10 protein-coding genes and 1 pseudogene are annotated in these 11,550 nt (G+C 45.4%); 1 reads left to right on the top strand and 10 read right to left on the bottom strand.

From position 1 onward, the window contains the following. The 5 genes and pseudogenes from K6C05_RS10975 to K6C05_RS10955 form a co-directional block, all read right to left on the bottom strand. Window positions 1-134, bottom strand: a pseudogene (locus K6C05_RS10975) (S-layer protein); the annotation flags it as partial. Window positions 135-436: 302 nt separating this feature from the next. Next, the gene (locus K6C05_RS10970) at window positions 437-1,858 is read right to left on the bottom strand and encodes a sodium:alanine symporter family protein (protein ID WP_296734730.1); all 1,422 of its coding nucleotides are present in this window, start codon (window positions 1,856-1,858) and stop codon (window positions 437-439) included. 351 nt (window positions 1,859-2,209) lie between these two features. After that, the gene (locus K6C05_RS10965; RefSeq protein ID WP_296734728.1) at window positions 2,210-2,659 is read right to left on the bottom strand and encodes a hypothetical protein; all 450 of its coding nucleotides are present in this window, start codon (window positions 2,657-2,659) and stop codon (window positions 2,210-2,212) included. Beyond that, window positions 2,659-4,074, bottom strand: a complete 1,416-nt coding sequence (locus K6C05_RS10960; protein WP_296734725.1) for a GGDEF domain-containing protein — start codon at window positions 4,072-4,074, stop codon at window positions 2,659-2,661. The genes K6C05_RS10965 and K6C05_RS10960 overlap by 1 nt, the downstream gene beginning before the upstream one ends. Before the next feature lie 75 nt (window positions 4,075-4,149). After that, window positions 4,150-4,341: a DUF951 domain-containing protein gene (locus K6C05_RS10955; protein ID WP_296734722.1), complete on the bottom strand. Its 192-nt coding sequence runs from the start codon at window positions 4,339-4,341 to the stop codon at window positions 4,150-4,152. A 151-nt stretch (window positions 4,342-4,492) separates the two neighbouring features. Between K6C05_RS10955 and K6C05_RS10950 the strand changes: the two genes are divergently transcribed. Further along, a complete protein-coding gene (locus K6C05_RS10950; RefSeq protein ID WP_296734720.1) occupies window positions 4,493-5,284 on the top strand; it encodes a carbon-nitrogen family hydrolase in 792 nt (263 codons plus the stop codon). 91 nt (window positions 5,285-5,375) lie between these two features. Here K6C05_RS10950 and K6C05_RS10945 read toward each other — a convergent pair whose 3' ends face one another. Genes K6C05_RS10945 through K6C05_RS10925 form a run of 5 tightly spaced genes read right to left on the bottom strand, consistent with a single transcriptional unit; the run spans window position 5,376 to window position 11,321 of the window. Further along, a complete protein-coding gene (locus K6C05_RS10945; protein WP_296734718.1) occupies window positions 5,376-6,137 on the bottom strand; it encodes a GDSL-type esterase/lipase family protein in 762 nt (253 codons plus the stop codon). Window positions 6,138-6,163: 26 nt separating this feature from the next. Beyond that, window positions 6,164-7,183 (bottom strand): metallophosphoesterase, encoded by a 1,020-nt coding sequence (locus K6C05_RS10940; protein ID WP_296734715.1) that lies wholly within the window; start codon window positions 7,181-7,183, stop codon window positions 6,164-6,166. Window positions 7,184-7,220: 37 nt separating this feature from the next. Continuing rightward, a complete protein-coding gene (locus K6C05_RS10935) occupies window positions 7,221-8,462 on the bottom strand; it encodes a hypothetical protein (RefSeq protein WP_296734712.1) in 1,242 nt (413 codons plus the stop codon). A 34-nt stretch (window positions 8,463-8,496) separates the two neighbouring features. Further along, entirely contained in the window at window positions 8,497-9,831 is a 1,335-nt protein-coding gene (locus K6C05_RS10930) for a hypothetical protein (protein ID WP_296734709.1), read from the bottom strand. Between the two features lie 14 nt (window positions 9,832-9,845). Beyond that, window positions 9,846-11,321, bottom strand: coding sequence for a hypothetical protein (locus K6C05_RS10925; protein WP_296734706.1), 1,476 nt, complete (start codon window positions 11,319-11,321; stop codon window positions 9,846-9,848). Between the last annotated feature and the right edge of the window lie 229 nt (window positions 11,322-11,550).

The raw sequence follows: 11,550 nt of genomic DNA, 5'->3' as shown, positions 1-11,550 counted from the left end.
TGGAGCTCGGATACAGCGTCATATGCCCAGTGATCAGCTGGAACATCAGCGAAAGGATTGGCAGCTGCAAAAGTAGTGGATGCAGCGCCTACTACCAGAGCGGTAGTCAATGCGGATACGAGAGTCTTTTTCATAATAAGAACTCCTCCTTTAAAAAAATTTTTTTGTTATCGAGGTGTTCTCAGGCTCTCCTCCGTGAGTATCCATGTTCCCTCAAATCAGATGCCTAATTTTCCTCGATACATTGGTATCATAACACAGCAAAATTATTAATGCAAGTACCTGCAAGACACTTTTTTATTATTTGGGCAAATTTAATCTTATTTTAATTATTTTAAAAAATATTGTTTTGTAAGAATTTTTACTACATGATATTCCTGCAGATTACTACAGTATCAACAGGTCACGGGTATTACCTTTACAATTTGATAGGCTGTTAGTCCTCAATTTCCAGGGACAGGTCAACCCGCTCCCCATTTTTTTCTTTTTCCACTACCCGCTTTTCAAAATCAAAGCATTCATTGGCTATATCCTTGCTCAGCCACAACAGGCAAATAAGGTTCGGTATTGCCATAAGGCCGTTGGCAGTATCCGAGAAATCCCATACCAAATCAAGGGTCTGAGTGGCGCCAATGTACGTAATAAAGGCATAAATTGTCCTGTACATAACAGTAACATCATGATTTTTTACCAGATATTCAAGGGCCTTTTCACCATAGTACTCCCAGCCGAGAATCGTTGAAAAGGCAAACAACGCCAATGCACAGGAAACTATCACCCTGGCATGCTCACCAAAAACCGTGGAAAAGGCCAGAATAGTCATCTGGGCACCTGATACCGCCTTGCCGGTGGCAGGATCAATGGTTCCAAGCATACCGGAAGAAGCGACTACCAGACCGGTCAACACACAAATAATCATGGTATCAAAAAATGTGCCTGTCATATTTACATAGCCCTGACGCGAAGCATGGTCTGTCTTGGCCGCTGCGGCAGCAATCGGCGCAGAACCTAAGCCGGCCTCATTGGAGAATACACCACGGGCAACACCCCAGCGCATGGCGGTGAGCATCGATGCCACAATGGACCCCCCCACACCACCGGCTACTGCATCAGGGGCAAAGGCCATACGGAAAATCTCTGCTATACCCGCCGGCAGGTTAGCTGCATTAGCTGCAATGGCAATGACAGCAACCACCACATAGAATCCAGCCATCACCGGAACCACAAAGCTTGATACCACACCTATGGAATGAATCCCCTTAAAGAGCACAACCAGGGAAAGAATTACCAATATGGCACCGATAAGGGCAGGCTCCACACCAAAGCTGGAGCTGAAGGCTGCAGCAATGGAATTGGCCTGGGTCATATTCCCAATACCAAAGGAGGCACAAACTGCAAACAGGGCAAACAGTGCTGCCAAAATCTTTCCGATAGGCCCTCCGATACCATTTTTCATGGCATACATAGGGCCACCGGCCATTTCTCCCAGGGCATTGCTTTCACGGTATTTTACAGCCAGTACAGACTCACCATACTTAGTGGACAGACCAAAAGCCGCTGATATCCACATCCACACCAGGGCCCCCGGGCCACCTAAAACCATTGCCGTGGCCACGCCCACTATATTACCGGTACCAACAGTGGCGGAAAGGGCAATCATCAGGGACTGAAAAGGTGTAACATCACCGGCGGACGTATCTTTTTTTGCCACAATCATTTTGACGGCGTAGGGCAGATTCAACCAAGGCTTGAACTTCAGCCGGACAGTCAGGAATATTCCCGTACCAACCAGCAAAGCCAGCATAACCGGCCCCCACACAAAGTCATTTACCTGTTTTATCACAAGTGCATAATCCATAATAATTCCTCCTTGTTATCCAGCAGATATCTATAATATCAACAGACACTTCCTAAAAGGAGCCCCTGTAATCTTTAATAGGGCATAAAAAAATCCGCACCACCCTAAACAAAGGGCTGCGGAACATCTTTGTCCACAAATATTAATTTCAAAAAAGGAAAAAACTTTTCCATCCTGTTCAGTATGTTTTCTGACAAAATACATACTTCCAATATCTACTCCTTTAGTATATGCCCTGTCTTTAAGTTTGTAAAGTCTTATTTGATGCAACGGTTCATAAACATAAAAAATAAGGTGCATTTCGGTTGCACCTTATCTTTGTACGGTAAATCAAGGATAACACTTTATACTCTATTCCAGCAGTTCTCCTTCCTTGGTAAGATATAAATGTGTATTTTTCCAATGTATGGCATAATCCAACACCTTTTCCATTATGGGGTTATTCCCCACCCTGGTCCTGGAATAACCCACCCTCAGTGAAGGCACATCACTTTGTCCGGTAAGCTCCCTGGTATCATATTTATATACCTTGGTTGCCATATACTGATATGATTGATCAGCCCTGTTGAAATTGGTCCTATACATAAACATGGTATTATATCTGGCCTTGACAATATAAATATCAGCCGAAAGCTCATTTCCTCCATCGTAGCTGATGGAATTCACATCGACATAATATCCTGTATAGCCATCACTATCAACAAATCGTCTGTCCACTCTATGGGCAGCATGGCATGTCCCCAAAACGGCTACCAGCAGCAATGCCGTAAACAACAATATCCAACTCTTATTCTTCATCATTATTTTTGTCCTTTATCCGGCTCGGCATCTTGAGGAATTTCTACAAGCTCCTCATCTGCCAGCCAATCAATATTTTCGGTAATCATGATGCCCTTGGCTGTATTCATGCGCTTGTCGGCAATCTGAATCAGTTCGGCCGGTTTTCTGGCATCGATAGGAAAAGCAGAACAGCCTACACTGATACCTGCAGATATTGCAGCACCATTATAATCAAAAGGAACTGCAGCCCCGGCCTTGATATCCTCCAGCCTTTTCGAAACGCCATCCAGGGATTCATGATCGATAATGGCCACAAAAGAATCGGCCTCCAGGCGGAACAGGGAATCACCCTTTTTCAGGCAGGCAGCCATTCTTGTGGCGGTTGCCTTGAGAAAGGCATCGCCTGCATCCCGGCCACGGGACCTGTTTATCCCCTTCATATCATCAATATCTATGAACGCAACCACAAAATGTCCCTTGAGCTGACGGCACATCCTTTCCAGCTCCAGCTTCAGGGCTTTTTTATTGCCAATGCCTGTAATGCTGTCCCGCATGAGCAGGTGTTTTGTTTCATTTCTTTGCTGGCGTACTGTCAATCCCCAGAGAGTCAGTCCCCCCAGCAACAATCCGGCTATCAGGCTGATAATGATGCTCACAGAATGGCTTTTTTGTGTCCAGCTGTCCGGAACATTCAATTTTACCTGCCAATATCCGCCGGGAACCTTGGCTGAAGCCGAAACTGCATCTTCAGCCATCGCCCCCTCTGATGTGGCCATCAGCCCATCATTTTCCAGGGCAGGATTATTTCCATAGATACGAAACCTGTTTCCTGAGTCCCTGATGGCCTGCAATGAATCTCCCTCCAAGGCATCAGGCAGCTTAAACAGCACTGCAACATTCCCCAGGTAATCAAACTTCTGGGTCTTGCTGTTATAGGCAAGAACCGGTGACATGGAGATAATTCCCAATGTACCACCAGGAGCCTCTACAGGTGACATCACCACGGAAACTCCATCTCCGGTCATAACAGTCCCCTGCATATTCATGAAAGCAGTGGTCAGCCCACCGCCGGTATTAAAAGTAAAACCGGCAGGCCAGGATACGGCAGGACGCCCCAAAGGCGAATACTGCACCCCCATTATCCTGGAGTCACTGGCTATCAGCTTTTTTGCCTCAGGCACAAACCAATCATCCTTTATTCTTTGAGTGCGGGCTGCATCTGCCAGACGGTCAGTCTCAGCTACAAGTCCACGCCCCAGTTTTCCCAGGTCGTCACTGCACCGGGCAGCCATATCCTGGGTTTCCGTTGTACTGTCCTGGGTCACATACTGACTTATCCCCCTGAAGGAGAGCCAAAAAATCGCAGTTACTGCACAAAATACCCCAATTGCAGCCAACCATTTACCTATAGCTGAGTCCTTGACGTTTTTTTGCATCAAACCACCTCCCAAAACCTTTACCCTTCAGGATTTGACACCCCTAGGGACCATGCTATAATTTAATAGTGGGTGTTAATCGCGTTCTACTATTCCGCGTACCATACGCTCAAATTTCACCCTAGGCATCATGACAAAATGAGAACATCCCATACATTTTATACCAATGTCCATGCCAGTTCTGGTTATTTCCCACTCATTGCTGCCACATGGATGTTTTTTTTTCATACGGACTATATCGCCCACTGCAAAAGCTATTTTTTCCATTATATCACCCACATCAATTTTACTGTAATAGCTATTAAAAGTACAGATTTACCTTGAAAAAATCCCTTTCAAGGAATACTCCGGACCTTTGGTGGATATTTGCCACAGGCCCCGGGTATACAGCAATACATTCAAAAAAGGAGCTGATTTGATGAAGGTATCCGCTGTTCAGCTTCCCATAATAACCGGGAACAAAATATATAATACAAACTCAATGGAACACATGCTCAACGATATTGCCACCTTGCGCACTGATGTGGTGGTACTGCCCGAGCTGTGGAATACCGGGTTTTATCCAAAGCCAATCAGTCATTTTGCCGATCTCGATGGCGAGCATACCATCAAGTCCATATCCCAGCTTGCCGCAAAATACATGCTGAACATAATAGCCGGCTCCGTTCCCACCAACCGTGGCGGAAAAATATACAATACCAGCTATATTTTCAACCGGTCCGGCAATTTGATTGCCACCTATGACAAGGTACACCTTTTCTCCCCCAGTGGTGAGGACCGTGACTTCACCCCGGGAGACCGTATGGTAACCTTCACCTTGGACGGCATAAAATGTGGCATAGCCACCTGTTATGATATCCGCTTTCCGGAATACATACGCAGCCTGGCCTTGGCAGATATAAGTGTTCTTTTCGTTCCTGCCGCCTGGCCTTCTGAACGGTTGATGCACTGGGATACCCTTCTCAGGGCCAGGGCCATAGAAAACCAGATATTTGTGGTAGGTGTCAACGGCATATCAGACCCTGATGGTGAGGATTTTCACCTGGGCGGACATTCCACCATAATCGATCCCTGGGGAGAAATATTGGCCCAGGGCTCCTGCAGCAAACTGGAAGGGGAAGTAATCCATGCCAATCTGAGAATTGCCATACAGGATAAAATCAAGGAAAGCATTGATGTTTTTAATGACCGGCGACCGGAAGTATATTAAACATTCCAATATGGCTATATAAATGTGAAGACCGTGGCAGCAATTAATTAAAATTGCCTCCACGGTCTTTGGTATTTATGCAGGTATGATATTATTCTTCCAAATGCATGCTCTTGACCTTGGCAGCCACAGCTACCCCAAGAGCTTTATGTTGTTCTGCAGTAAAGTGGATTCCATCCGGCATGCCAGGAACCTTGATGTAATCCCAGGCATCCAGAAATTCAACGCCATTGCGCTCAGCCATTTCCTTGAACAAAGGTCCCAGCTCACGGGAAGCTGCGTTCTTTGGTGCAAAGGAATTTTTGGTTGCCATTACAGGTACAGGTGCTATGACCAGAACCTTCGGTACACCATAACCGTACCATTCCTTTTCCGGATCACAGCTCTGCTTTACCATTTTGACAAGTCTCTCCACATTTGCAGTTACCTCTTCAGGAGTCTTATGGAACCTCACCTTGATATCATTTGTACCAAGCATGATTACCACCAGATCAAGAGGAATATGGCTCTTCAAAAGCGGCATGAATGTTGGTCTGCCATTGAAATTCAGCTCATACTGAATAGCTTCATTGAGCCCATTGTCATAATTGTCCTCACCAGCAGTACGACTGGAAAGGCCTTCCTCAATAATCGTGTACTTATTTCCAAGCTCCTTCTGTAATACACCAGGCCAACGTACATTACTTGGCCAGCGCTTTACTCCAGGGCGCTGGGTAAATCCCCAAGTATTGGAATCACCGTATACCATGATGCGAATATTCTCTCCAGGTCCTCCCATGGAAGCCGAACAAGTAGCAGCTATGCCCAAAACCAGCATACATACTGCCATGATGATAGATACCTTCCTAGACATATTAACCCCCCAATTGAGCAGCTCATTTATTTGTTTAATATTTTAATGGCCACATCAAGCTCAGGAATAAACTTGTGATTGGTATGGTCATAGGTCCTTACTTCCATTCTGTCCTTATACAGGTAATATGATTTGGTCCAGATTGCCGGATATTTATTGTATCCATCACGGCTCTTGCTGTACATATAGCCTGTTCCCAAAGTGGCCGGATTGTGAATATTTGGTACTCCGTGCTCACTGTAGGTGTAAAGGTTTGGATCTATACAGCTTTCATTGTATGCACCCAGATGGAGATGTCCGGAAACCCAGGCCATGATCTGAGAATTATCAGCTACGATTCCCCTTACCAAATCCTTTGGCTGTGCCATAAAGCCCGGATGGTTCGGCCAGGCTTTACCATTGCTGTCCCAGGTTCCCTCCAGGGAGCCATGGAAGAACACGATGGTAGGCTTGTCCTTGTTGTCATTCAGGTCTACCTCCAACCAGGCCAGCTGGTCAGGTGACATGCAGGTCAGATAAGTGGTATGCAGGTCATCCGGAGAAAGGTATACCAGATGATACTGTCCCAAATCCTTGGAAAAATACAGGGCGTTCATCTTGAAATGCTTTCTGAAGCGTTCCAGCTTCATTGCTCTTTCATCAGGGCCACACTGGAAATGACCGCCGCGATTTGTATAATCTGAATACATATAGTCATGATTTCCTGTCAGTACATAACGCGGTGCCTTGATGTGGTCCAGTACATTGGATGCCGCATTCAGCTCAGCCTGATTGCCGATGTCAAAAACCACATCGCCGGTAACAACCACCTGGTCCACATCAGACCAGGTATTTATCTCCTCAATGGCTGCAATCTTCTCAGGGTCACGCTCACTTGGGCAATGAACATCTGTCAGTACCACAAATCTGTGATATTCTTCACCGGCAGCTGCCCCTACCTTCTTTGGATGAAAGAGGTTGCTGAACATCATGCCGGATACAGCACCAGCAGACAGTCCCAAAAATTTTCTTCGGCTGATTGCCTGCTGCCATATTTTTTTATCCATAAGGCTATGCCTCCTATAAACTCAATATTGATTCGACTTAGAAGCTCCAGATAAAGTGAATTCTGGAGTACATAGGTGCTGAGCTACCCTTATACCAAGTACCATAGCTATCAGCATGATAAGAATTAGTCGCCTTACGCCCGATGGACTGATATGCAGCCACACGAAGGTTGCGGCGCAGAATATAATCGCCCCAAAGTACAAAGCCGTCAATACCAATTGAATCCTTCAGGCCCATGCTGATATCATTTACACCGTTAAGGGCAGATGCATAAAGGTTGCCCGGTTCAATTTTCATGTAGTCAAGGCCAAGGGTCCAGGTTCCTGGAACAGCCCTGTCAGAGCCCTTATAACGCAGGCGGAAGAACCGGCCTACTGCACCATTGGCAATATTCTTGGTAAAGTCAGCGGCCAGTCGCCAATCCCTGTAGCTGGTACTGAAACCAATGCCCCGCATCTTATAGTTTGCATCTCCGGCCTCCTTATCCTGCAGCTCATTCAGGAAGAAGCCATATACCGTAGTTACAGGACTAAGCTTATGCTTGGCCAGGATCATAAAGTTCTTTTCCAGGGCTTTGGTCTTGGTGGTACTGAAATTATTCATGTGATTCCAATATTTATCGTAGGTATCAACTCCACCCCAGTTACCATACCACAGCTCCAAATTTTCCTGGTTGCCAAAGGCCAACCGCACACCATCATAAAAACCGGAAGATCCCGCACCTGACCAATACTGGGTAGCCAGAATACCTGGTGCCATACGCCCTACCTGAATCGAATTATTTCCCAGGAAATTATTCTTCTTTAAATACAATCCCATAATCCAAATATTGTCCGAAGCCTGATAATCATCATAACGCTGATCACCGGCAGAGAAATTAGGCATGTTGTAGGTATCCCTGGTGGTAGTTCCCATATTGTTATCGGACATAAAGCCCAGCTTTCCACCTACCATCCAGTCCTTGTCAAAGCTGTAATGACCCAACAGCTGGACTGACTCTGTAATGGTGGTATGCTTTCCAATATGCTGATTGATAGCCTTTACACGCACATCACCGGACAGCTTCAGCTTGCGCATTACATTTGATTTGTCCTTCTTTTCCTCTATTTCCTTGTTTTCTTTCTTGGCATCAGCCACCTGAGACCTCAGGGCTTCCACCCTGGCCTTCAGCTGCTGAAACTTAATATCATTTACATCCTGAGACTCCGCAGCAAATGCCGTGCCAGCGAATCCAAGACTCAATGAAACCAGCATCGCTGCTGCTAAATATTTTTTCATTTAATTCACTCCACTTTCATAAATTTACTGCTTATCAGAACTTGGTTGATATTGACAAAGATGAATAATCTGGTGCCTTGTTACCGGTATCAGTATATTTTGTTCCAATAGCCTGACGGCCCTCGATAAGAATATTCTTGCCAGGAACCCACTGGAAGCCGAATACAAAGCCCTTGGCATTATCCTCTACCAGAGTCATATCGCTGGACAATCTATTGCCTGCCAGTATGGAGAAATACTCAGTCCCCTTCTTGTTGTCACGGGTATATGGTGCCCCAATACGGCGATAATCCAGATTAAGGCCAAAGGTACCATGCTTGGTGATATCAGCCTGCTTATATCTGAGGCTGAGATATACCGCATCCTGATGGGCATTGAAGCAACGGTTGTTCATATAATCTCCCAGCAGGGTGAGATTGCTGTTAAAGTCGTGCTTAAAGCCTATACCCCATATATCATGCTTTGCGCCATCCCAGTTGCCATTGATTACAGAAGTGGTGCCTGTAAGCTCTGAACCCATCAGCGAGGAGTTCTTATTGGCTGTACGGTACTGATGGAGCCAGGAAGCATATATAGTGGACTGGTCATCGATCTGCTTTTTGCCGGTAATGAACAATGCATCACCTATGCCCTTACTGAAGTAGTAAGGAGCTGCATTGGCACCACTGGCATAAGTAGCTGAAGTACCACCAGTTACATACTTCGGATAATCCTGGGCAGGTGAGAAGTTGGCATAACCAACTGTCAAATTATCCTTGCCACCACGGAAATCGAAGCTGGCCTTTACACCATCAATACCACCGCTGGCATCGGCATCGGACCAGAATCCTGTAGCACCAAAGGTATGCCCAAATCGTCCTATGGTCAGTGTAGAACCACATACTCGATACATATCAATGTAAGCATCAGAAATCCAATTGTTATCCGCAGCGGAAAAATCAGGATAGGTTTTGTTGCTGTCATATACATTGGCATTGTTCCACCTAAACAGGCTCTTGGCATACTGGGTGGAAAGTCCGTATTCATTGTTATTCATCACGGCCCAGCGACCTACAAAGCGCATGGTATCACCTACCGGATGATCAATTGACAGACGGAAACGCTGGGTGAGCACATCCTCATGGTCCACCTTGGCATATCTGGTCCGAACATCACCGTGGATGTTCCATTCCTTGCCACGCTCAATATCCTTGGCCTTCTGATATTTATGCTTGGCCTTTTCCACCTTCAACACCTGACGCAGTTCCTTGATCTCTGCACGCAATGCATCCAGCTGCTCAGGACTTGGCTCAGCACTGGCTACAGCGGCAATATTCAAAGAGAAGGCAGTACTCAGTGTCAAAGCCAATAACTTTTTACTGTTTTTCATATCTATTCCCTCCCTTAGAATTTGGCAGTAACTGAAAGAACTGTCATATTGTCAGCCTTTTCATTTACACGGTTCAGGTATGACCAATAACCACCGGACTTCTTTTCAAAACTGAACTGATAAGTGTTCATGGAGTTTGCAAAGGTCTGGAGAAGTGATATCTTTACATTCTTGGTAAGCATATAATGAATACCCAATACCGGACCTCTCACACCATCCTCAGCCAGGAGATCATCCGCCATACTGAGGGAATTATACATGGTATTGTTCATTACATAATAATCATTGTTTGCAGTAGCATAAGCTCCCAATCGAACTGATGGATCTATATGTCTCCAATCCAGATTAATACCAAAGGAGCCCTTGTCTCCCCACTTGGCTTCCTTATAGCGCAGGCTGATGTATTCTGCCTTCTGGCGCGGATATTTATATACGCCGTATTTACTTTTGGCCTTTGCAGCACTGGTAGCACCAACGCCCAATGTGGTCTGGAAATCATTGGCATTGATGATATAATCGCCTACCAGCTTAAGGGTTGGTGTAATCTGGGCAGTAATACCCACGCCTCTTAAATCATATTCATTTGGATTATCAAAGAAATATGGTGTATAGGCTGACCCTGTGGCAATCAACTGGGATTTACCATTATTCATTTCCTTGATCCACATACCGTGGAGGCTTACAGCTGGGCCCAGGTTAACCTTGGCGTTAATAAACAATGCCTGTTCGATTGGCTTTCTCTGGAAAGCAGATCCAACATATTCTGTACCTGTGGTCAATGCCACACCGGTATTTATGGCTGGATATTTGGACAATGCTCCAAACTTGGCATATCCAACAGTCAAAGCGCCAACCTTGCCGGACCAGTCAAACTTAACACCATCTATACCGCCATAGGAATCCTCATTTCCCATGAGGCCAGTGGAACCGAAGGTCTGGCCAAAACGCCCCAAGGTGGTCTTATCTGTACCCAAAAATCTCTTTACCTGAAGATTGGCATCAGACACCCAGGAACCATCTGTAGCATCCATATCAGGATAAATAATATTTGCAGGGGAATAACCCTGCTGATAATTTTTGGTACTGAATGTATTGATTTTATGGGTATAATGCTCAGATAATCCCATTGGATTATCATTCATCAATCCCCAACGGGCATATACAGATACCGTATCGTTAATATCATGTTTCAAGGCAATTCTGCCACGGTAATACCAGTTGGCACCGTTGCCCAGATAAGCATATTTAACCCTTGCATCTCCGGATATGGCAGTTTTATTAGGTTCCTTTGTAACCTTTGCCTTTTCTTCCTTGATTGTCCCTCTTTCCTGTGCCAGTTCAGCCTCCAAGGCCGCCAACTCAGTTTCCAGTGCTGCCAATTCAGTTTCTGCATCACTGGCCTGAGCAGCTGCCACACTGCCCCCTGACAGGCTTAATCCAAGCATTGCCACGGCAATCAGCTTGGATAGCCGGCTAGTCCTAATAGCCATATTACTCCCCCATTTTCCTTTACAGCCTTTCGCTGCTTATTCTCCTAATCTGCAAACATAATCTTTTACAGCAGCAGATTATCATCCTTTATGGTAAAGAGACAAATTATTAGCCTATATACCCCATTTACCATATTTTTTTTAATATACATTAAAATTAGATTAAATAAAATCGGCAACATTCCTACATAATGTAGGAATTGCTTTTATATGTTTTTTATAATATTAT

This window comes from Anaerovibrio sp. (assembly GCF_024697385.1).
GTDB lineage: Bacteria > Bacillota > Negativicutes > Selenomonadales > Selenomonadaceae > Anaerovibrio.
This window is presented reverse-complemented; position numbering and strand designations above follow the sequence as displayed.

Coding starts and splice junctions, on each gene's coding strand:
- K6C05_RS10970 (WP_296734730.1), bottom strand. CDS start 1,858: ATGGATTATGCACTTGTGATAAAACAGGTAAATGACTTTGTGTGGGGG.
- K6C05_RS10965 (WP_296734728.1), bottom strand. CDS start 2,659: ATGATGAAGAATAAGAGTTGGATATTGTTGTTTACGGCATTGCTGCTG.
- K6C05_RS10960 (WP_296734725.1), bottom strand. CDS start 4,074: ATGCAAAAAAACGTCAAGGACTCAGCTATAGGTAAATGGTTGGCTGCA.
- K6C05_RS10955 (WP_296734722.1), bottom strand. CDS start 4,341: ATGGAAAAAATAGCTTTTGCAGTGGGCGATATAGTCCGTATGAAAAAA.
- K6C05_RS10950 (WP_296734720.1), top strand. CDS start 4,493: ATGAAGGTATCCGCTGTTCAGCTTCCCATAATAACCGGGAACAAAATA.
- K6C05_RS10945 (WP_296734718.1), bottom strand. CDS start 6,137: ATGTCTAGGAAGGTATCTATCATCATGGCAGTATGTATGCTGGTTTTG.
- K6C05_RS10940 (WP_296734715.1), bottom strand. CDS start 7,183: ATGGATAAAAAAATATGGCAGCAGGCAATCAGCCGAAGAAAATTTTTG.
- K6C05_RS10935 (WP_296734712.1), bottom strand. CDS start 8,462: ATGAAAAAATATTTAGCAGCAGCGATGCTGGTTTCATTGAGTCTTGGA.
- K6C05_RS10930 (WP_296734709.1), bottom strand. CDS start 9,831: ATGAAAAACAGTAAAAAGTTATTGGCTTTGACACTGAGTACTGCCTTC.
- K6C05_RS10925 (WP_296734706.1), bottom strand. CDS start 11,321: ATGGCTATTAGGACTAGCCGGCTATCCAAGCTGATTGCCGTGGCAATG.